16 protein-coding genes are annotated in these 22,005 nt (G+C 60.9%); 13 read left to right on the plus strand and 3 right to left on the minus strand.

All coding sequences use genetic code 11. The features are described from left to right. Positions 1 to 3: 3 nt before the first annotated feature. Positions 4 to 894 carry a LysR family transcriptional regulator gene (locus HX873_RS21760; protein ID WP_087695128.1) on the minus strand — a complete coding sequence of 297 codons (891 nt, stop codon included), beginning with the start codon at positions 892 to 894 and terminating at the stop codon, positions 4 to 6. Between the two features lie 99 nt (positions 895 to 993). Here HX873_RS21760 and HX873_RS21765 point away from each other — a divergent pair, with 99 nt between their 5' ends. The 6 genes from HX873_RS21765 to HX873_RS21790 all read left to right on the plus strand — a co-directional run bounded on the left by HX873_RS21765 (position 994) and on the right by HX873_RS21790 (position 7,408). Further along, positions 994 to 1,761: a sulfite exporter TauE/SafE family protein gene (locus HX873_RS21765; RefSeq protein WP_177123186.1), complete on the plus strand. Its 768-nt coding sequence runs from the start codon at positions 994 to 996 to the stop codon at positions 1,759 to 1,761. A gap of 138 nt (positions 1,762 to 1,899) precedes the next feature. After that, positions 1,900 to 2,448, plus strand: coding sequence for a hypothetical protein (locus tag HX873_RS21770; protein ID WP_003209647.1), 549 nt, complete (start codon positions 1,900 to 1,902; stop codon positions 2,446 to 2,448). Between the two features lie 159 nt (positions 2,449 to 2,607). Then, positions 2,608 to 4,077, plus strand: a complete 1,470-nt coding sequence (guaB, locus tag HX873_RS21775) for an IMP dehydrogenase (protein ID WP_003209646.1) — start codon at positions 2,608 to 2,610, stop codon at positions 4,075 to 4,077. Between the two features lie 82 nt (positions 4,078 to 4,159). Next, complete coding sequence (gene guaA, locus HX873_RS21780; protein ID WP_003209644.1) at positions 4,160 to 5,737, plus strand: glutamine-hydrolyzing GMP synthase; 1,578 nt, start codon at positions 4,160 to 4,162, stop codon at positions 5,735 to 5,737. A gap of 197 nt (positions 5,738 to 5,934) precedes the next feature. After that, the gene (locus HX873_RS21785; protein ID WP_003209640.1) at positions 5,935 to 6,180 is read left to right on the plus strand and encodes a helix-turn-helix transcriptional regulator; all 246 of its coding nucleotides are present in this window, start codon (positions 5,935 to 5,937) and stop codon (positions 6,178 to 6,180) included. Continuing rightward, entirely contained in the window at positions 6,173 to 7,408 is a 1,236-nt protein-coding gene (locus tag HX873_RS21790; protein WP_177123187.1) for a type II toxin-antitoxin system HipA family toxin, read from the plus strand. Before HX873_RS21785 ends, HX873_RS21790 begins: the two co-directional genes overlap by 8 nt. A gap of 55 nt (positions 7,409 to 7,463) precedes the next feature. On the opposite strand, the gene treR is transcribed toward HX873_RS21790, so the two are convergent. After that, complete coding sequence (gene treR / locus HX873_RS21795; protein WP_003209636.1) at positions 7,464 to 8,168, minus strand: trehalose operon repressor; 705 nt, start codon at positions 8,166 to 8,168, stop codon at positions 7,464 to 7,466. Between the two features lie 235 nt (positions 8,169 to 8,403). Here treR and treP point away from each other — a divergent pair, with 235 nt between their 5' ends. The 5 genes from treP (at position 8,404) to HX873_RS21820 (ending at position 15,729) form a co-directional block, all read left to right on the plus strand. Continuing rightward, positions 8,404 to 9,846 (plus strand): PTS system trehalose-specific EIIBC component, encoded by a 1,443-nt coding sequence (gene treP / locus HX873_RS21800; RefSeq protein ID WP_177123188.1) that lies wholly within the window; start codon positions 8,404 to 8,406, stop codon positions 9,844 to 9,846. A gap of 65 nt (positions 9,847 to 9,911) precedes the next feature. Beyond that, positions 9,912 to 11,558, plus strand: a complete 1,647-nt coding sequence (treC, locus tag HX873_RS21805) for an alpha,alpha-phosphotrehalase (protein WP_003209630.1) — start codon at positions 9,912 to 9,914, stop codon at positions 11,556 to 11,558. 71 nt (positions 11,559 to 11,629) lie between these two features. Next, complete coding sequence (locus HX873_RS21810; RefSeq protein WP_177123189.1) at positions 11,630 to 12,850, plus strand: carbohydrate porin; 1,221 nt, start codon at positions 11,630 to 11,632, stop codon at positions 12,848 to 12,850. 49 nt (positions 12,851 to 12,899) lie between these two features. Then, positions 12,900 to 15,431 (plus strand): phosphoenolpyruvate--protein phosphotransferase, encoded by a 2,532-nt coding sequence (gene ptsP / locus HX873_RS21815; RefSeq protein ID WP_177021405.1) that lies wholly within the window; start codon positions 12,900 to 12,902, stop codon positions 15,429 to 15,431. Between the two features lies 1 nt (position 15,432). After that, entirely contained in the window at positions 15,433 to 15,729 is a 297-nt protein-coding gene (locus HX873_RS21820) for a PTS transporter subunit EIIB (protein ID WP_003209625.1), read from the plus strand. A gap of 137 nt (positions 15,730 to 15,866) precedes the next feature. On the opposite strand, the gene mltF is transcribed toward HX873_RS21820, so the two are convergent. Beyond that, on the minus strand, positions 15,867 to 17,327 hold the full coding sequence (gene mltF, locus HX873_RS21825) for a membrane-bound lytic murein transglycosylase MltF (RefSeq protein ID WP_087695124.1): 1,461 nt from the start codon (positions 17,325 to 17,327) through the stop codon (positions 15,867 to 15,869). Between the two features lie 287 nt (positions 17,328 to 17,614). Between mltF and purL the strand changes: the two genes are divergently transcribed. Both purL and HX873_RS21835 read left to right on the plus strand, forming a co-directional pair. Beyond that, positions 17,615 to 21,511: a phosphoribosylformylglycinamidine synthase gene (purL, locus tag HX873_RS21830; protein ID WP_003209621.1), complete on the plus strand. Its 3,897-nt coding sequence runs from the start codon at positions 17,615 to 17,617 to the stop codon at positions 21,509 to 21,511. A gap of 4 nt (positions 21,512 to 21,515) precedes the next feature. Next, positions 21,516 to 21,827 (plus strand): NGG1p interacting factor NIF3, encoded by a 312-nt coding sequence (locus HX873_RS21835; RefSeq protein ID WP_087695123.1) that lies wholly within the window; start codon positions 21,516 to 21,518, stop codon positions 21,825 to 21,827. The last annotated feature ends 178 nt before the right edge of the window (positions 21,828 to 22,005 follow it).

Genomic DNA, 22,005 nt, shown 5'->3' on the forward strand with positions numbered 1-22,005 from the left:
AGTTTATAGGCATTCGTGCAGGGTTTGACAGAACTGCTCCACCAGCGCGTTCGGCGTTTGCTGGCAGGCGAGGGCGACGGTGCTTTGGCAATCGGGATCGGCCAGGGGTAAAAAATGGATGTTGGCCGGCGCAATGTCCTGCATCGACTCCGGCAGCAAGGCGATCCCGAATCCGGCCTGGATCAGCTGTAACTGCGTGGTCTTGCGCGACATCACCCGCGCCGCCTTGGGGAAAAATCCTGCACGCATGCACAACTCGGCTGACAGGTAACTCAGCCCTCCGCGCTGGGGGTGAGGGATCGAGATAAAAGCTTCGTTCTTCAGTTGCGCCAAATCGATACCGGATGTGTGCCCGGCCAACCGGTGGTTCGGCGGCACGGCCAGCAACAGCCTTTCGCTATATAAAGGCACGATGCGCACGCCTTCGCGCTGGCGCAACACCGGTAAGCGCAACAGCCCGACCTCCAGTCGGCCGTCGGCGATTTCTTCCAACTGGGCTTCGGAGGACAGTTTGGCGATGTCCATCGACACGCCCGGGCATCGTTCCAGCCAGGCACCGATGCCGCGCAGCAGGCGGCCACTCATCGGCACCGTGCTCGAATGGCTCATTCGCAGCGTGCCGAGCTGTCCATTGCCCACTTGCGTCGCCATCTCACTGGCCTTGAGCAGTTCGCCCAGCAGGTTGCGTGCCCGCGGATAAAAAGCCTCGCCCGCAGCCGTCAGCCGTGGCTGGCGCGCAGTGCGTTCAAACAGCGGCGTTTGCAGCAGGTTTTCCAGCTCCTTGATCTGCCGGCTCAGTGCCGATTGCGCCACAAACAGCCGCTCGGCCGCTGCGCTGAAGCTGCCGCTCTCGGCGATTTCGACGAAGTAACGCAATTGCCGGGTGGAAATCACAAGTCATGCCTTTTCGAGATGAGTGATGGGCTTTGAAGATATTAGTCGCAACGCTTGCCAATGGCTAAAGTGATGGCCATCTCTAATAAGGAATACGTCATGAGTCCGGTCGAGCTGTTGAGTCATTGGTCGTTTGGCGGTGTGGACTGGCTGGTGATCGGCGTGGCGACTGCCCTGGCGTATATCGTGTTCGGCATTGCAGGCTTTGGTACCGCATTGGTGGCGGGGCCGATCCTGATTCTGTTCATGCCGCTGTCGAAGATCATCCCCTTGCTGGTGCTGCTGGATTTTGTCGCGGCCTTCGGCAACCTTCTACAATCGCGCCGGGATGTGGTGAAACCGGAGTTGTTCAGGCTACTGCCGTGCATGGCGATTGGCTGCACCCTTGGGGTGATCTTCCTGCTCAACCTGCACTCTGATTTATTGCTGCTGTTGATGGGGCTGTTTATCAGCGCCTATGCGATCTACAGCCTGGCGGTGAAGGCCAAGCCCACGCAGATGGCAGCCAGCTGGGCGATTCCCATGGGGGTTGTCGGCGGGCTGTTTGGCGCGTTGTTCGGCAGTGGCGGCTTTCTGTATGCGATCTACCTCAACAGCCGATTGCCCAAGGATGGCGCGCGGGCGACCCAGAGTGCGTTGATCAGTTGCAGCACGGTGGTGCGCCTGAGCCTGTTTCTGATCGCGGGCGTGTATGCCGAGCTACCCTTGTTGATGTTGGCGGTGTGCCTGTTGCCGGCTATGGCGCTCGGGCTGTGGGCGGGGCGGCGGTTGACCCTGCGCATGTCCCGCGAGGCGTTTGTGCGGTTGGTGACCTGGCTGGTGCTGGCCAGTGGCATTGCCTTGATTGCCCGTTACTTGAGTACTTGACCTGATTGTTTCAGGGATTAAGCTGCCAGCCTTCAGGGCCTCTTCGCGAGCAAGCCCGCTCCCACATTTGGAACGCATTCCCCCCTGTGGGAGCGGGCTTGCTCGCGAAGGCGCCAGTAGCCACGCCGCAGGACTCCCATGAATTCCCAAAGCATCCTTGTCCCGAAAATCTCCACGCTACCCGTCCACGAACCCCGCGCCCGGGCGATCGTGCGCTGGCTGGTGCGCAAGAACATCGTCAAGGAAGAACTCACCACCTGCGGGCGCACCGGCAACCGCATGGGCTATGCCCTGGCCGACGGTGCCCGCGCCGTGGTGCTGCACCCCGACGCGCTGCCGTTCAACGAGCCGATCAACGGCCTGGAGATCATCTACAAGCGCTGCATCTACACCCCGGCCAAAGGCTTCCTGGAAGAAGCCGGCTGTCCCGAGTGCCTGAAGGAAGTCGGCGAAGCCCTGTTCGAAAGCCTGGAAGACTGGATGCCCGGCCACACCGACAACTTCACCTGCCCGTTGTGTGGGCATGAAGACGACATCAATGGCTTCCTGTTCCTGCAGGAATGCGGCTTTTCCAACCTGGGATTCATCTTCAATAACTGGGCGGAGGCGGGGTTCAAGCAGAGTTTTATCGACGAATTTGCCGACTGGCTGGACCAGAAGATGAGTTGGGTCAAAGTCGAACTTTAATCCGATGTGATCGTTCCCACGCAGAGCGTGGGAACGATCAGCGCTGCAAAAATCATCCATCTATCAGTATTACCAAGTTTGTCAGAGTTTTACATTGAACCCGAGGGGGTGTCTGACTATAATGGCGCGCTTCCATTTTCCCGCTCGGGAGCCCCCGCGATGCTGCGTATCAGCCAAGAAGCTCTGACATTCGACGACATTCTCCTAGTGCCCGGTTATTCCGAGGTGCTTCCTAACGAAGTCAGTCTCAAGACCCGCCTAACCCGTGGCATCGAGCTGAATATTCCTCTGGTTTCCGCTGCCATGGACACCGTCACTGAAGCCCGTTTGGCAATCGCCATGGCTCAGGAAGGCGGCATCGGCATCATCCACAAGAACATGACCATCGAGCAGCAAGCTGCCGAAGTTCGCAAGGTCAAGCGTTACGAAGCCGGTGTGGTCAAGGACCCGATCACCATCGAGGCCGATGCCACCGTTCGTGACCTGTTCGACCTGACCCGCCTGCACAACATCTCCGGCGTTCCGGTGCTGCACGATGGCGACCTGGTCGGCATCGTCACTTCCCGTGACGTGCGTTTCGAGAACCGTCTTGAAGTCACCGTCCGTGAAGTGATGACGCCTAAAGAGCGCCTCGTTACTGTCAAGGAAGGCGCCGACAAGAACGATGTGCGCGAGCTGCTGCACAAGCACCGCATCGAACGCGTACTGATCGTCGACGACAAATTCGCCCTCAAGGGCATGATGACCGTCAACGACATCGAAAAAGCCAAGGCTTACCCGCTGGCCAGCAAGGACGATCAGGGTCGTCTGCGCGTAGGCGCTGCGGTCGGTACCGGCAAAGACACCGGTGACCGTGTAGCGGCCCTGGTGGCTGCCGGTGTTGACGTGGTGGTGGTCGACACTGCCCACGGTCACTCCAAAGGCGTGATCGACCGCGTTCGCTGGGTCAAACAGAATTTCCCTGACGTGCAAGTGATCGGCGGCAACATTGCCACCGGCGCTGCCGCCAAGGCCCTGGCCGAAGCCGGTGCTGATGCGGTCAAGGTCGGTATCGGCCCTGGCTCGATCTGCACCACCCGTATCGTGGCCGGTGTAGGCGTGCCGCAAATCAGCGCCATCGCCAACGTCGCCGCGGCCCTTGAAGGCACTGGCGTACCGTTGATCGCCGACGGCGGCATCCGTTTCTCCGGTGACCTGTCCAAGGCCATCGTCGCCGGTGCTTCCTGCGTGATGATGGGCTCGATGTTCGCCGGTACTGAAGAAGCGCCGGGCGAGATCGAACTGTTCCAGGGTCGTTCGTACAAGGCTTACCGCGGCATGGGCTCCCTGGGCGCCATGTCCCAGGCTCAAGGCTCTTCCGACCGCTACTTCCAGGACTCCTCCGCGGGCGCCGAGAAGCTGGTACCGGAAGGCATTGAAGGGCGTGTTCCGTACAAGGGCACCCTGAGCGCCATCATCCATCAACTGATGGGCGGCCTGCGTTCCTCGATGGGCTACACCGGCAGCGCCGACATCGAAGAAATGCGCACCAAGCCTGAGTTCGTGCGGATCACCGGTGCCGGCATGGCCGAGTCCCACGTACACGACGTACAGATCACCAAGGAAGCGCCAAACTACCGCGTAGGTTGATGCTTCCAGCAAATAGTTAAGTAACCGGGGCTGTCTTATTCAGCCCCGAGTTGTTTCTGATTCATTAGACGAGACTGATCTCATGGCCCTCGACATTCACGCCCACCGCATCCTGATCCTCGACTTCGGTTCCCAGTACACTCAGCTGATCGCCCGCCGCGTGCGTGAAATCGGCGTGTACTGCGAACTGCATCCGTTCGACATGGACGACGAAGCGATTCGCGAATTCGCTCCAAAAGGCGTCATTCTCGCCGGCGGCCCCGAGTCCGTGCACGAAGCCAACAGCCCGCGTTGCCCGCAGGCGGTGTTTGACCTGGGCGTGCCGGTCTTCGGTATCTGCTACGGCATGCAGACCATGGCCGAGCAACTGGGCGGCAAGGTTGAAGGTTCCGAGCTGCGTGAGTTCGGTTACGCCCGTGTCGACGTGGTCGGCAAGAGCCGCCTGCTGGACGGCATCGAAGACCACATCGACGCCGACGGCCTGTTTGGCCTCGACGTATGGATGAGCCACGGTGACAAGGTCACCAGGATGCCGGAAGACTTCCACATCCTGGCCAGCACCCCGAGCTGCCCGATCGCCGGCATGTTCAACGACGAGCGCGGCTACTACGGCGTGCAGTTCCACCCGGAAGTGACCCACACCAAGCAAGGCGGTCGCATCCTGTCGCGCTTCATCCTCGACATCTGCCAGTGCGAAGCCCTGTGGACCCCGTCGAAGATCGCTGAAGACGCCATCGCCAACGTACGTGCCCAGGTCGGCACCGACAACGTCCTGCTGGGCCTGTCCGGCGGCGTTGACTCCTCCGTGGTTGCGGCGCTGCTGCACAAGGCCATCGGCGACCAACTGACCTGCGTCTTCGTCGACAACGGCCTGCTGCGCTTGCACGAAGGCGAGCAAGTGATGGCCATGTTCGCCGAGAACATGGGCGTCAAGGTGATCCGCGCCAACGCTGAAGATCAGTTCCTGAACAACCTGGCCGGCGAGTCCGACCCGGAGAAGAAGCGCAAGATCATCGGTCGCACCTTCATCGACGTATTCGATGCCCAGTCCAACAAACTGGACAACATCAAGTACCTCGCCCAGGGCACCATCTACCCGGACGTGATCGAATCGGCCGGCGCCAAGAGCGGCAAGGCCCACGTGATCAAGTCCCACCACAACGTGGGCGGCCTGCCTGAGGAAATGAACCTCAAGCTGGTAGAACCACTGCGCGAACTGTTCAAGGACGAAGTCCGTCGTCTGGGCCTCGAACTCGGCCTGCCGTACGACATGGTCTACCGCCACCCATTCCCGGGCCCGGGCCTGGGCGTGCGGATCCTCGGTGAAGTGAAGAAGGAATACGCCGACCTGCTGCGTCGCGCCGACCACATCTTCATCGAAGAACTGCGCAAGGCCGACTGGTATCACAAGGTCAGCCAGGCATTCGTGGTGTTCCAGCCGGTGAAATCGGTTGGCGTGGTCGGCGATGGCCGTCGTTACGCATGGGTTGTGGCCCTGCGTGCGGTGGAAACCATCGACTTCATGACCGCCCGTTGGGCACACCTGCCGTACGAACTGCTGGAGACGGTCAGCGGGCGTATCATCAATGAGATCGAAGGTATTTCGCGCGTGACGTATGACGTGTCGAGCAAGCCGCCGGCGACGATTGAGTGGGAATGATCCTGCCGTAGCAGGTGAGCGCTGAATAACAAAACCCCGGCCTGGTGCCGGGGTTTTGTGTTTCTGGAGTGTGGATATTTATGCGAGAGCTGCACTTGGTCGTTTACCCAAATAAAGATCTATTCAGAATGATTTGCATCGTATACGGTTCATATGTGTGATTTTATCTATTTATGCATTGTATAGGATGCAGATAAATGGGCGACTTAGGAATACTCATCAAGAATCTCCGCAAAGCCGCAGGCCTGTCACAAAGCCAGCTTGCGCATCGGCATGGGATGAGTCGCGCAACCATTTCGGGGATTGAGAACAACACCGTCCCTGAAGTAGGGATTCGCAAGGTCGCAGCCATCCTTGAGGGCTTGGGGTACGAACTGACCGCCATCCCCATGCGTCGGCGCAAGACCCTCGATGAATTGAAATCAGGAAACGTCCATGACTAGTCAAAGTGACCGGCTGTATATCGGCGCAGGTGGCGTGCCTGCCGGAACGCTTGGGCGGCGAGAAGAAAATCGGCGTGATTCGGTTTTTTCCTATCACGAGGGAGTCGCCGACGAGAACGCGATTTCCCTGACCATGCCGGTGCGTCTGGAAAGCTACAACTGGGAGTATGGAATCCACCCGTTGTTCGAGATGCACATCCCTGAGGGGCATCTCAAGAGCGAGCTTGTGCGACGTTTCAGCAAGTCAGTGCGTGGCTTTGATGACTTCTCTTTGCTGGGCATTGTCGGTCCACACCAACTTGGCCGTATCAGTGTTGCCCATGAAGCGGGTGGCGAGCCGTTGCCTGAGGTCAAGCTCTCCGAGCTGTTGGTCTATGACGGGGCGCAAGAGCTGTTTGATGACCTTCTCAAAACCTACGCAGCCTACTCGGGGGTGTCGGGCGTTCAACCGAAAGTGCTGGTGCGCGACGCAGGCGATAGGCCTCCCGACGTTGAGCGTTTCACTCATCGAGGCGCCACGCATCTGGTTAAGGCGTTCAACGACTCAGACTTTCCGCAACTGGCAGCCAATGAGTTTTTCTGCATGCGGGCCGCACTCCATTGTGGTCTTGAAGTACCTGAATTCCATCTCAGCCAGCAGGGAACGCTCCTGGTGGTGAAGCGGTTCGACATCGGTGAAAGCGCCTACCTCGGATTTGAGGACATGTGCGTTCTATCGGGTTGGGGAACCGCGAAGAAGTACGACGGCAGTTATCAGGGATGCGCGAAGCTGATCCGGTCTTTTGTCACGCCAAGCCGCATAACCAGGACGCTGGAAGACTTCTTCATGATGGTGGGACTCTCTGCCGGTATCCAGAATGGTGACGGGCACCTCAAGAACTTCGGCCTGCTTTATGAAAATTGTGCAGAAGATGCTGACGTGTGGCTCGCCCCGGCTTACGACCTGGTGACCACCACCGTGTACAACGGCAACGACATCATGGGGCTGTTGCTCGGTGGCTCGAAAGCCTGGCCAAAGCGCAAGATGCTGGTTCAGTTCGGGCGTAGCTCATGCGGTTTGACAGAGGCGCGCTGCAACGAATTGCTAGCCAGAGTGCACCAGGGTATGAGTCGCGCTATGGAGGAGCTTTCCGAGTATCGAAGCGTCCACCCAGCGTTCGACGAGGTGGGGGGAAAGATGGCCGCTGCATGGGGTGCCGGGCTGGCCAGGAGCATTGTGCCGGAGTGATTTGCCCGACTGACGACGCCGGGCTTTTCGAGGACTCGCCAAGTCGTTTCTTTGTTTACCGCCGCGCAATATCCGAAAAGTAAAACTTATCCAGCGTATGCCGCGACTCGGTGTACTCGAACTGCCGTCCATCCTGCAAAAACGTCTGGTTGCTCACCACGATCACATGGCTCTGACCTTCGAGGTCCAGGTGTGTCTGGTCGTCCTTTCCCCGTGGCAGCGCTTCGATGGTGCGCTGGGCATAGCTGATCTGCAGCTGCAAGGTCTGCTCGATAAACGCATAGATCGACTGCTCGGCAATCTCCCGATCCAGCCCCGGTATCAGGTCGGCGACGAAGTGGTTGATGTCGAGGATCACCCGCTTGCCGTCGATCCGCCGCACCCGTTTGACCCGGGTGATCAGGCTGCCAGCTTCGGCCTCAATGTGCTGCATCAACGGGCCTTCCAGCGGGAACTGGCTGAACTCCACCACTTCGGTACTGACGTCGTCGCCGAGGGCGGCGTGGGTCTCGCGAAAGCTGACGATACCGCCGAGCTGGAACTCGATGGGGTTGGGTGACAGCACGAAGGTGCCCTTGCCGTGGATCTTTTGCGCGAAGCCGCGCTCCTGCAATTGCTCGATCGCCCGGCGTACCGTGCCACGGCTGGCCTGGTAGGCGTCCATCAGTTCGGTTTCGGAGGGCAGGCGCGTGCCGCGTTGCAGGCGTTCGGTGGTGATGCTGGCAAGCAGATCGGTATAGATCTGGTTGTATTTACTCATGGGGAAGGGCTCTGTGCCGCGTTGGCGTTCAAGGCAGGAACCTTAGTGGCAGCGATGGGGTTTGTCCATGCAACCCATTGTAGAACTCGGAAATTTCTGACTCAAAAAACAGAAAATTAATCATTTTCAAACTCGTACATACGAGTTATTGCTTTAACTCGTACAGACGAGTACTTTTGGCTTCGGCGTGCTGCCTATGACCGCCCAATAAAAAAAACCAGAGTGGATACCAAGCATGAGCCACGACTATCCGAATATTGCCCGCGAGATTCTCAAGAACCTCGGCGGCAGCGACAACCTTGAGCAAGCTGCCCATTGCGTCACCCGCTTGCGCCTGGCCCTCAAGGACCCGAGCCTGGCCAACAGCGGCGACCTGAACCAGGTCGACCTGGTCAAGGGTTCGTTCTTCACCGGCGGCCTGTTCCAGATCGTGATCGGCCCCGGCGAAGTGGAAAAAGTCTACGCCGCCCTGCGTGAGCAAACGGGCCTCGCCGCGTCGACCATCGCGGACGTGAAACAGAAAAGCGCCGACAAAATAAACCCGATGCAGCGCCTGGTGCGGGTGTTCTCCGATGTGTTCATGCCGATTTTGCCGGCGCTGATCATTGCCGGTTTGCTCATGGGGGTGAACAACCTGATGGGCGCCAAGGGCATGTTCATCGCGGACAAGACCTTGCTCGACGCCTATCCGAACCTGGATGGCCTGTGGAGCCTGATCAACCTGATGGCCAACACCTCGTTCGTGTTCCTGCCGGCACTGGTGGGCTGGTCGGCGGCCAAGCGCTTTGGTGGCAGTGAAATCCTCGGCATTGTCCTCGGCCTGATGCTGGTGCACCCCGATCTGCTCAACGCCTGGAACTACGGCAAGGCGGTCGCCGGCCTCGACGGCCAGAGCCTGCCGTACTTCGATATTTTCGGCTGGTTCAAGATCGAGAAGGTCGGCTACCAGGGCCAGATCCTGCCGATCCTGCTGGCCGCCTACGTGATGAGCGTGATTGAGAAATGGCTGCGGGCACGGGTGCCGAATGCCATTCAGTTGCTGGTGGTGCCGATCACTACCATCGTCGTCACCGGCGTACTGGCGCTGGCGATCATCGGCCCGGTGACCCGTCACCTGGGCATCCTGATCACCGAAGGCGTGGTCACCCTGTTTGACCTGGCGCCGATGGTCGGCGGCGCAATCTTCGGCCTGCTGTATGCACCGCTGGTGATCACCGGCATGCACCACATGTTCCTCGCCGTGGACCTGCAACTGATCTCCACCCAAGGCGGCACCTTTATCTGGCCGATGATCGTCATGTCCAACCTGGCCCAGGGCAGCGCGGCGCTCGGCGTGTTCTACATGAGCCGCAATGCACGGGACAAGAGCATGGCGTCCACCTCGGCGATTTCCGCCTACTTCGGCATCACCGAGCCGGCGATGTTCGGGGTCAACCTGCGCTTCAAGTTTCCGTTCTACGCGGCGCTGACCGGCTCGGCGCTGGGCAGTATTTTCCTCTCGCTGAACAAGGTGCAGGCCTCGGCGATTGGCGTGGGTGGCTTGCCCGGGTTCATCTCGATCATCCCGCAGTACATCCCAAGTTTTGTCATCGGCATGGTCGTCGCGATTGTCGTGCCGTTTGTTTTGACCTGTGTGTTGAGCATGAAAATTGTCCGGCCTGGCTACCGGGTCGCCTGATCTACCGCTATCGCAGGCAAGCCAGCTCCCACAGTTGATCGCATTTCAAATTGAAGGAACCCACCATGCAAAACTGGCAACACTCGGTGATCTACCAGATCTACCCCAAAAGCTTCCACAGCCACGCGGGTAACGCCACCGGTGACCTGCTGGGCATCGTGGACAAGCTCGATTACCTGAAGTGGCTGGGCGTCGATTGCCTGTGGATCACCCCGTTCCTGCGCTCGCCCCAGCGCGACAACGGCTACGACATCAGCGACTACTACGCCATCGACCCGAGCTACGGGACCATGGCCGATTGCGACCTGCTGATCAGCGAAGCCGCCAAGCGCGGCATCACGCTGATGCTCGACATCGTGGTCAACCACACCTCCATCGAACACGAGTGGTTCCAGCAGGCCCGCAGCAGCCTCGACAACCCGTACCGCGACTTCTACATCTGGCGCGACCAGCCGAACAACTGGGAATCCAAGTTCGGCGGCTCGGCCTGGGAATACGAGGCGCAGACCGGCCAGTACTTCCTGCACCTGTTCGACCACACCCAGGCCGACCTGAACTGGGACAACCCCAAGGTGCGCGCCGAAGTGTTCAAGCTGATGCGCTTCTGGCGCGACAAGGGCGTGGGCGGTTTCCGCCTGGACGTGATCAACCTGATCTCCAAGCCGGCGGATTTTCCGGAAGACAACAGCGACGGTCGGCGCTTCTACACCGACGGCCCGAACGTGCATGAATACCTGAAGGAAATGCACCGCGAAGTGTTCGAGGGGCATGACCTGATCAACGTCGGCGAGATGTCGTCCACCAGCCTTGAGCACTGCATTCGTTATTCGAATCCACAGTCGAAAGAGCTGTCGATGACCTTCAACTTTCACCACCTGAAAGTCGACTATCCGAACCTGCAGAAGTGGGTCGCGGCCGACTTCGACTTCCTGCAACTCAAGCAGATTCTGTCCGACTGGCAACTCGGCATGCAGGCCGGTGGCGGCTGGAATGCGCTGTTCTGGTGTAACCACGACCAGCCGCGGGTGGTCTCGCGTTTTGGTGACGACGGCGAGCACCGCGTGGTCTCGGCGAAGATGCTCGCCACTGCGCTGCACTTCCTCCAGGGCACGCCTTTCGTGTACCAGGGTGAAGAGTTGGGCATGACCAATCCGGGCTTCGACACCATCGACCAATACCGGGATGTCGAGACGCTGAACATCTATCGGCTCAAGCGTGAGGCCGGTGAGTCCGAGGCATCGAGCATGGCGGCGATCATGCAGAAGTCCCGCGATAACAGCCGCACACCGATGCAATGGAATGCCGAGCAAAACGCTGGCTTCAGTCGCGGCGAACCGTGGATCGGCATCCCGGCCAACGCCGCGCAGATCAACGTGCAAAGCGAGCTGGATGACCCGCAATCGGTACTGCATCACTACCGTGCGCTGATCAAGCTGCGTCGGCATGAGCCGCTGATTCAGGAAGGCGTTTACCGCCAACTGCTGCCACAGCACACCCAGGTCTGGGCGTACCTGCGCGAAGGCCACGGCGAACGCCTGCTGGTGCTGAACAACTTCTACGGCACGCCCTGCCAGATCGAACTGCCCGATGGCCTGCTGACGGCGGCGAGTGAGCAACGCCTGCTGATCAGCAACTACGACGACTGCCCACAGCGCTCGAGCCAAGTCTCGCTGCGCCCGTATGAATCGTTTGTGCTGCATCTCAAGGACTGAGACCCGCTTTACCCCCGGCGTGGGAGAGCCGGGGCGCTTAAAAAAACATAATAAAAATATCGGAGTGCTTCATGAGAACAACAATAAAGCTGGGCCTCGTTGCATCCTGCCTGACCTTGCCGATGGCAGCCCAGGCGTTGGAATTTGCCGGCTACTTGCGTAGCGGTGCGGGGACTTCAACCGGCAGTGGCAAGCAGCAGTGCTTCCAGTTGCCGGGTGCACAATCCAAATACCGCCTGGGCAACGAGTGCGAGCAGTACGCCGAACTCGAATTGCGCCAGGACCTGCTGACCCTCGACGACGGCTCGGTGTTCAGCGTCGACGCCATGGCTTCGCTGTACAACAAGTACGACCGGGCGCTGAAGTTCCAGGGCGAAGACAACGGCTCGGCACGCATGCCGCAGATGTATGCGCAGTGGTCGAACATCCCCAGCCTCAACGGCGGTTCGCTGTGGGCCGGCCGGCGCTACTACAAACGAAACGACATCCATATCTCCGACTTCTACTACTGGAACCAGAGCGCCACGGGTGGCGGTATCGAGGACGTGAAAATCGGCGACCTGAAATACAGCTACGCACTTTCCCGCAAGGACAACCTGTACCAGAAGGAATACGCCACCCGTCACGACTTTAACGTGGCCGGGTTCAAGACCAACCCCGGCGGCGAGCTGGAACTGGGCTTGAGCTATATCGAAAAAGCCGGTGGCCGTGACACCAACAGCGGCTGGGCCATTACCGCCCAGCATGTGCAGAAACCCTTCCTCGGCGGGCGCAACAAATTTGCCCTGCAGTACGGCGAAGGCCCCGGCACCGGCCTCGGCTACACCGGCGATACCTTCCTCGATAAAAGCAGCAAGAGCTACCGCGCAGTGGAGTTCTTCGACTGGCAAGTGACGCCACGGTTTGGCGGGCAGATCGAGGCCGTGTACCAGAAGGATATTCGCCCGGGCAACCAGGATCAGACCTGGATGTCGCTGGGCGTGCGCCCGGCCTATGCGATTTCCGAACAGTTCAAGCTGGTCACCGAACTCGGTCATGATCAGGTCGAGGCTACCGGTGGCACGCGCAAGCTGAGCAAATTTACGTTCGCCCCGACCTGGTCGCCCAAAGGCCCGGATTTCTGGGCACGACCGGAAGTGCGCTTGTATTACACCTACGCGACCTGGAACGAAGCGGCCAAGCGTGCGGCCAATGAACTGGCCGCAGGTTCGGCGTTGTCCGACACCGGCAGTTATGGCACGGCGTTGCATGGCTCCAACTTTGGTGTGCAGGTTGAGTACTGGTGGAAATAAAGCCGTCGATGCCCAATGATTTTTACAGAACCAAACAGCAGGTGAAGTCATGACCACAACCCATTCCCTGGAATTGCTGGCGCCATTGTCCGGGGTGCTGCTCGCCCTGGACCAGGTGCCTGATCCGGTGTTCTCCAGTCGCCTGATCGGCGATGGCCTGTGCATCGATCCGACCTCGCAGACCCTCTGCGCGCCACTGGCCGGGGTGATCAGCAATATCCAGGACAGTGGTCATGCGGTGAGCATCACCGATGACAACGGCGTCCAGGTGCTGATGCACATCGGCCTGGACACCGTGAACCTGGCGGGCAAGGGTTTCACCCGATTGGTCGAGGAAGGCCAGCGGGTGGAAGCCGGGCAACCGTTGATTGAATTCGATGCCGACTACGTGGCGCTCAATGCCCGTAGTTTGCTGACCCTGATGCTGGTGGTCAGTGGCGAGCCCTTCAAGCTGCTGACGCCCGAGCAGGGCCTGGTAGACGTGGGGCAGCCACTGCTGCGAGTCACGCCGCAAGCCGTTGCCGACGAGGTGAAAGACGAGGAGGGTGACGCCCTGTTCTCCAGGCCACTGACCTTGCCCAACGCCAACGGCCTGCATGCGCGCCCGGCGGCGGTGCTGGCGCAGGCGGCCAAAGGCTTCAAGGCGAGTATTTACCTGCACAAGCAAACCGAGAGCGCCAACGCCAAGTCGCTGGTACGGATCATGGCATTGCAGACGGTGCAGGGTGACACCTTGCAAGTCAGCGCGGCCGGCGAGGATGCCGAAGCGGCGATCCAGGCGCTGGTGACCTTGCTGGCCGAAGGCTGCGGTGAAACCGTCGCGGCTCCTCAACCTGGCGCTGCACCCGTGGCGCCTGATTCATCGGCGACCTTGCTGCGCGGCGTGTGCGCCTCGCCCGGTTCGGCGTTTGGCCAGGTGGTGCAGGTCAAGGAGCCGGCACTGACGTTCGTAGAGACCGGCAAAGGTGAAGCGCTGGAACGTGCGGCCCTGACCCATGCCCTGAACAACGCCAATCAGGCGCTGCAAGCCCTGCAGGAAAAGGCCGTCGGCACTGCCCAGTCCGAGATCTTCCGCGCCCATCAGGAGTTGCTGGACGATCCGGCCCTGCTGGAACAAACCCGCGACCTGCTGGACCAGGGCAAGAGCGCGGCCTTCGCCTGGAACAGCGCCACCGAGGCCACCGCCACGCTCTTCCAGGGCCTGGGCAACGCCTTGCTTGCCGAGCGCGCTGCCGACCTGGCAGACGTTGGCCAGCGGGTGCTGAAATTGATCCTCGGGGTTCAGGACAGCGCCTGGGATTTGCCGGAGCAGGCAATCCTGATTGCCGAACAACTTACGCCTTCGCAAACCGCCAGCCTCGACACGCGCAAGGTGCTGGGTTTTGTGACGGTGGGCGGCGGCGCTACCAGCCACGTCGCCATTCTCGCCCGCGCCCTTGGCTTGCCGGCCATCTGCGGGGTGCCGGCGCAGGTGCTGGAACTGGCCAACGGCAAGCAAGTGCTGCTGGATGCCGACAAGGGCGAGTTGCACCTGGACCCGGACCTGGCCGAGATCGAACACTTGCAAGCCAGCCGCCAACAACAAGTGCTGCGCCGCCAGCGGGAAGTGGAGCAGGCGTCGTTGCCCGCTACGACCCGCGACGGTCATCACGTCGAAGTGACGGCCAACGTCGCATCGTTGCAGGAGGTGGAGCAGGCATTGTCCCTGGGGGGCGAAGGCGTTGGTTTGCTGCGTTCCGAGTTCCTCTACCTGGACCGCAACCGCGCGCCGAGCCCCGAAGAGCAGGCGGGCACCTACAGCGCCATCGCCCGTGCATTGGGCCCGCAGCGCAATCTGGTGGTGCGCACCCTCGACGTTGGTGGCGACAAGCCGTTGGCCTATGTGCCGATGGACAGCGAGACCAACCCGTTCCTTGGCCTGCGTGGGATTCGCCTGTGCCTGGAGCGCCCGGAACTGTTGCGTGAACAATTCCGTGCAATTCTCGCCAGTGCCGGTTTCGCCCGTTTGCACATCATGTTGCCCATGGTCAGCCTGCTCTCGGAGCTGCGCCTGGCGCGGCAGATTCTTGAAGAGGAAGCGCTGGCCCTGGGGCTGACGGAACTGCCGAAGCTGGGAATCATGATCGAAGTGCCATCGGCGGCATTGATGGCCGATCTGTTTGCGCCGGAGGTGGATTTCTTCTCCATCGGCACCAACGACCTGACCCAATACACCCTGGCCATGGACCGCGATCACCCGCGCCTCGCCAGCCAGGCCGACAGCTTTCACCCGGCGGTGCTGCGCCTGATCGCCGCCACCGTCAAGGCGGCCCATGCCCATGGCAAGTGGGTCGGCGTGTGTGGGGCGTTGGCGTCTGAAGCGCTGGCGGTGCCGGTGCTGATCGGGCTGGGGGTGGATGAGTTGTCGGTCAGCGTGCCGCTGATCCCGACCATCAAGGCTACCGTGCGCGAGCTGGACCTGGCGGACTGCCAATCCATCGCCCGCCAGGTGCTGGGCCTGGAAGAAGCGTCGCAGGTTCGCGAGGCGTTACGCCTGTATCACGCGGCTACCGTTGAAACCTCATTGGTTGTGGAGAACTGACATGTTCGAGAAATTTCAGCGGGCGTTCTGGAAGGCCCTGACGCCGGATCTGGTGCTTGAAACGCCGCAGGCAGCTCCAGTGAGCGAAACACTGTTGGCCCCGGCAGTGCTGAATGCGCTGGGCGGCGCGGAGAATCTCAAGTCGCAGCAGCGGGTAGCACTGACCCGGGTGCGGGTGCAGTTGCAGGATGCGGGGCGGTTGGATGCGCAGGCGCTCAAGGCGGCAGGCGTGCCGGGCGTGATGGTGTTGGCGGGTGGGGTGGTGCACCTGCTTACCGGCCTGAACACCGCTCTATAAGACTACGAAGATCAAATGTGGGAGCGGGCTTGCTCGCGAAGGCGGTGTGTCAGTCAATCCATGTGCTGGCTGAACCACCGCCTTCGCGAGCAAGCCCGCTCCCACATTGGTTTTGTGGTGTTTGGAGAATCGGGGGATTACAGCGGCGGGGTTTCTTCCGTCGGCTTGGTCTTGTCCACACCCGGCACATGCAGGTTGCCTTCGACCACCTGGTTGCCTTCCAGCTGCGGCTGCGTCACCCACGTCAGAATGTCGTAGTAACGCCGGATGTTCGCCACAAAATGCACGGGCTCACCGCCACGGGCATAGCCATAACGCGTCTTGCTGTACCACTGCTTCTGCGACAGGCGCGGCAGCATCTTCTTCACGTCCAGCCACTTGTTCGGGTTCAGGCCTTCTTTTTCGGCCAGCTTGCGCGCGTCGTCCAAATGCCCGGTGCCGACGTTGTACGCCGCCAGGGCAAACCAGGTGCGGTCCGGCTCGGCAATCTTGTCGTCCAGCTCATCCTTGATCTTGGCCAGGTACTTGGCGCCGCCCATGATGCTCTGCTTGGCGTCCAGGCGGTTGGACACGCCCATGGCCTGCGCCGTGTTCTGGGTCAGCATCATCAGGCCGCGCACGCCGGTCTTGGAGGTCACCGCCGGCTGCCAGAGTGATTCCTGGTAGCCGATGGCCGCCAGCAGGCGCCAGTCGACCTTTTCTTCCTTGGCATAGGCCCGGAAGTGTTTCTCGTATTTGGGCAGGCGCTGCTGCAGATGCTGGGCGAAGGTGTAGGCGCCCATGTAGCCGAGTACATCGACGTGCCCGTAATAGCGATCTTTCAGGCGTTGCAGCGTGCCGTTCTTTTCCACCTTGTCGAGGTAGTTGTTGACCTCGTTGAGCAGGCTGTTGTCTTCACCGGCGGCAACCGCCCAGGCTTGATGGCTGGCGTCACCGAGGTCAAAGGCCACCCGCACGTTGGGGAAGTACACCTGGTTCATCGCCACTTCGTTGGAGTCCACCAGGGTCAGGTCGATCTGGCCCTCATCCACCATGCGCAGCAGGTCGACCACCTCAACGGCGTCGGACTCTTCGTATTCAATCCCGGGAAACTGTTTTTTCAGCTGCGCCAGTTGCTCGGCGTGGGTGCTGCCCTTGAGCACCATGATCTTCTTGCCCACCAGGTCTGCCGCGGTGGTCGGCCGGGACTGGCCGTTGCGGTAGATGATCTGCGGGGTGACTTCCAGATAAGGGTGGGAGAAACGCACTTGCTGGCGACGCTGCTCACTGCTGACCAGGCCGGCGGCGGCCAGTACCGGGCCGTTGGGCTTGCCGATCTGCGAGAACAGGTCATCCAGGTTGTCGGCCGCCTCGATCTCGAGCTTTACCCCTAACTCGTCGGCAAAACGTTTTACCAGTTCGTATTCGAAGCCGGTTTCGCCGTTACGGTCCTGGAAATAAGTGGCCGGACTGTTTCGGGTGACCACCCGCAATACGCCATCCTCCTTGATTCGCTCGAGCGTGTTGGGTTTATCCACACACGCACTGAGCAGCAGGAAGAGTCCGGTAACGAAGAGCCATTTGGCGCATCGCGGGCGTAAAGCAGTAGGTGAGAACATCTGCGCAGTATACGCAAAGGACCCTCGGCGCCATATCTCGACAGCGGGGCACTTGTCTGCTAGCGCCCGTAAACCTTGGCTGCAGCCCGCAGAAACGGGGCTTGGCAGCCGATTGTGACGGTTAAAATAACTGCCCGGAATAGCCTGTATGGCCATATGATATCGTGCGATTTATGCCAACTGACGTCCGGCTGCGGCCACTGGTGCCGTTTCGGGTGCCGTTGGCGACGGTTTACGCTAGAATGCACGGCCTCAAAGCACACCCCCTTCCCGAGGCTGTCCCGAAGATGTTGATCCTGCGCGGCGCTCCTGCCCTTTCTGCCTTTCGCCACAGCAAACTCCTTGAGCAACTGAGCCAGAAGGTACCTTCTGTCAGTGGCTTGTATGCTGAATTTGCTCACTTCGCCGACGTTACTGGCGTTTTGACCGCCGACGAACAGCAAGTGCTGGCGCGCCTTCTGAAGTACGGTCCCAGCGTTCCTGTTCAAGAGCCTAACGGCCGCTTGTTCCTGGTCCTGCCACGGTTCGGCACCATCTCGCCCTGGTCGAGCAAGGCCAGCGACATCGCCCGCAACTGCGGCCTGGACAAAATCCAGCGCCTGGAACGCGGGATTGCCTTCTATGTAGCAGGCCAGTTCAGCGAGGCCGAGGCCGAGCTGATCGCCAGCAGCCTGCACGACCGCATGACCCAGATCATCGTCAGCCAGCTGGAACAGGCCGCCGGTCTGTTCAGCCACGCCGAACCCAAGCCGCTGACCGCGATTGACGTGCTCGGTGGTGGCCGTGCCGCCCTGGAAACCGCCAACACCGAGCTGGGCCTGGCCCTGGCCGAAGACGAAATTGACTACCTGGTCAACGCCTTCATCGGCCTGAAGCGCAACCCGCACGACATCGAACTGATGATGTTCGCCCAGGCGAACTCCGAGCACTGCCGTCACAAGATCTTCAACGCCAGTTGGGACATCGACGGCCAGAGCCAGGAAAAAAGCCTGTTCGGCATGATCAAGAACACCTACGTGATGCACAGCGAAGGCGTTCTGTCGGCGTATAAGGACAACGCCTCGGTCATCGTCGGCTCCGTCGCCGGCCGTTTCTTCCCGGACCCTGAAACCCGCCAGTACGGCGCGGTGCAGGAGCCGGTGCACATCCTGATGAAAGTCGAGACCCACAACCACCCGACCGCGATTGCCCCGTTCCCGGGCGCAGCCACCGGTTCCGGCGGCGAGATTCGCGACGAAGGTGCAACCGGTCGTGGCGCCAAGCCAAAGGCTGGCCTCACCGGCTTCACCGTGTCCAACCTGCAGATCCCGGGCTTCGAACAGCCGTGGGAAGTGCCGTACGGCAAGCCTGAGCGCATCGTCACCGCGCTGGACATCATGATCGAAGGCCCGCTGGGCGGCGCCGCGTTCAACAACGAATTCGGGCGTCCGGCCCTGACCGGTTACTTCCGTACTTTCGAGCAATCCATCACCACCCCGCGTGGCGATGAAGTGCGCGGTTACCACAAGCCAATCATGTTGGCCGGCGGCATGGGCAACATCCGCGCCGAACACGTACAGAAAGGCGAGATTCTGGTCGGCTCCAAGCTGATCGTCCTCGGTGGCCCGGCGATGCTGATCGGCCTGGGTGGCGGCGCCGCTTCCTCCATGGCCACCGGCACCAGCTCGGCCGACCTGGACTTCGCTTCCGTTCAGCGTGAAAACCCTGAGATGGAACGCCGTTGCCAGGAAGTCATCGACCGTTGCTGGCAACTGGGTGACAAGAACCCCATCAGCTTCATCCACGACGTCGGCGCAGGTGGTTTGTCCAACGCCTTCCCGGAACTGGTCAACGATGGCGACCGTGGCGGCCGTTTCGAACTGCGCAACATTCCAAACGACGAGCCGGGCATGGCTCCGCACGAAATCTGGAGCAACGAATCCCAGGAACGCTACGTGTTGGCGGTAGGTCCTGCAGACTTCGAACGCTTCCAGGCGATTTGCGAGCGCGAGCGCTGCCCGTTTGCGGTAGTCGGCGAAGCCACTGCCGAGCCGCAACTGACGGTCACCGACAGCCACTTCGGCAACAGCCCGGTGGACATGCCGCTGGAAGTGCTGCTGGGCAAAGCCCCGCGCATGCACCGTTCGGCCGTGCGTGAAAACGAACTGGGCGACGATTTCGACCCGTCGACCCTGGCCATCGCCGACTGCGTGGAGCGCGTCCTGCACCACCCGGCCGTTGCCAGCAAAAGCTTCCTGATCACCATCGGCGACCGCACCATCACCGGTCTGGTTGCCCGTGATCAAATGGTCGGCCCGTGGCAGGTCCCGGTGGCTGACGTTGCCGTCACCGCTACCAGCTTCGACGTGTACACCGGTGAAGCCATGGCCATGGGCGAACGCACTCCGCTGGCGCTGCTGGACGCCCCGGCGTCGGGCCGCATGGCCATCGGCGAAACCTTGACCAACATCGCCGCGTCACGCATCGCCAAGATCTCCGACATCAAGCTGTCTGCCAACTGGATGTCCGCTGCTGGCCACCCAGGTGAAGATGCGCGCCTGTACGACACCGTGAAAGCGGTCGGCATGGAGCTGTGCCCTGAGCTGGGCATCACCATTCCGGTGGGCAAGGACTCCATGTCCATGGCCACCCGCTGGAACGATGAAGGCGTGGACAAGAGCGTCACCTCGCCGCTGTCGCTGATCGTTACCGGCTTTGCGCCAGTCACCGACATTCGCCAGACCCTGACCCCGCAACTGCGCATGGACAAGGGCACCACCGACCTGATCCTGATCGACCTCGGTCGCGGTCAGAACCGCATGGGCGCCTCGATCCTTGCCCAGGTGCACGGCAAGCTCGGCAAGCAGGCCCCGGACGTCGACGACGCCGAAGACCTGAAAGCTTTCTTCGCCGTGATCCAGGGCCTGAACGCCGACGGCCACCTGCTGGCTTACCACGACCGTTCCGACGGTGGTTTGCTGACCAGCGCCGTGGAAATGGCCTTCGCCGGTCACTGCGGCCTGAGCCTGAACCTCGATGGCCTGGCAGAAACTTCCGCTGACATCGCAGCAATCCTGTTCAACGAAGAGCTGGGCGCCGTTATCCAGGTTCGCCAGGACGCAACCCCGGACGTACTCGCACAGTTCAGCGCCGCTGGCCTGGGCGACTGCGTGGCCGTGATTGGCCAGCCGATCAACAACGGTGAAATCAACATCGTCTTCAACGGCGAAACCGTGTTTGAAGGCCAGCGCCGCCTGCTGCAACGCCAGTGGGCCGAGACCAGCTACCAGATCCAGCGCCTGCGCGACAACGCCGACTGCGCCGAGCAGGAATTCGAGGTGATCCTGGAAGAAGACAATCCGGGCCTGAGCACCAAGCTCAGCTTCGACGTCAACCAGGACATCGCCGCGCCTTACATCAAGAAAGGCATCCGCCCACAAGTGGCCGTACTGCGTGAGCAGGGCGTCAACGGCCAGGTGGAAATGGCGGCGGCGTTCGACCGTGCCGGCTTCAATGCGATCGACGTGCACATGAGCGACATCCTCGCCGGTCGCGTCGACCTCAATGAGTTCAAAGGCCTGGTTGCCTGCGGTGGTTTCTCCTACGGCGACGTACTGGGTGCCGGTGAAGGCTGGGCCAAGTCGGCCCTGTTCAACAGCCGTGCCCGTGACGCGTTCCAGGGCTTCTTCGAGCGTAATGACAGCTTCACCCTGGGTGTGTGCAACGGTTGCCAGATGATGTCCAACCTCAGCGAACTGATCCCGGGCAGCGAGTTCTGGCCGCACTTTGTGCGTAACCGCTCCGAGCAGTTCGAAGCGCGGGTTGCGATGGTCCAGGTACAGGAATCCAACTCGATCTTCCTGCAAGGCATGGCCGGTTCGCGCATGCCAATCGCCATCGCCCACGGTGAAGGCCATGCGGAATTCGCCAGCGAAGAAGCACTGCTGGAAGCCGACCTGTCCGGTACTGTGGCCCTGCGTTTTGTCGACAACCACGGCAAGGTCACCGAAGGCTACCCGGCCAACCCGAACGGCTCGCCGCGCGGGATCACCGGGCTGACCAGCCGCGACGGTCGCGTCACCATCATGATGCCGCACCCGGAGCGTGTGTTCCGCGCCGTGCAGAACTCGTGGCGCCCGGAAGAGTGGAACGAAGACGGCGCGTGGATGCGCATGTTCCGTAACGCTCGCGTCTGGGTGAACTAAGTCGGTGTACAAGCTCAGCTTCTTTGTGCCCGACAGCCACGTGGAGACGGTGAAAACCGCCGTCTTCGCAGCCGGCGGCGGGCGCATCGGCAACTACGACAGCTGCGCCTGGCAGGTACTGGGCCAGGGCCAATTCCGCGCGATGGACGGCAGCCAGCCGTTTATCGGGCAGGTGGGGCAGGTTGAAGTGGTTGAAGAATGGAAGGTTGAGCTGGTGGTGGCGGATGAGTTGATCGTGGCTGTCGTGGCTGCGTTGAAACTGAGCCACCCGTATGAGACACCGGCGTATGAGGTGTGGCAGTTGGCGGATTTTTGATTCGCTGGCTGCAAAACAAGAAACCCGCTGGGCCAGTTTGGTCAGCGGGTTTTTTGTTGCCTGTCACGGCCATTCGCGAGCAAGCCCGCTCCCACATTTGACCGCGTTGCCATGACGGGCACCGATCAAAATGTGGGAGCGGGCTTGCTCGCGAAGAGGCCCTGATGCTCAGCAAAGA

This window comes from Pseudomonas sp. P7758 (assembly GCF_013386485.1).
Classification (GTDB): Bacteria; Pseudomonadota; Gammaproteobacteria; order Pseudomonadales; family Pseudomonadaceae; genus Aquipseudomonas.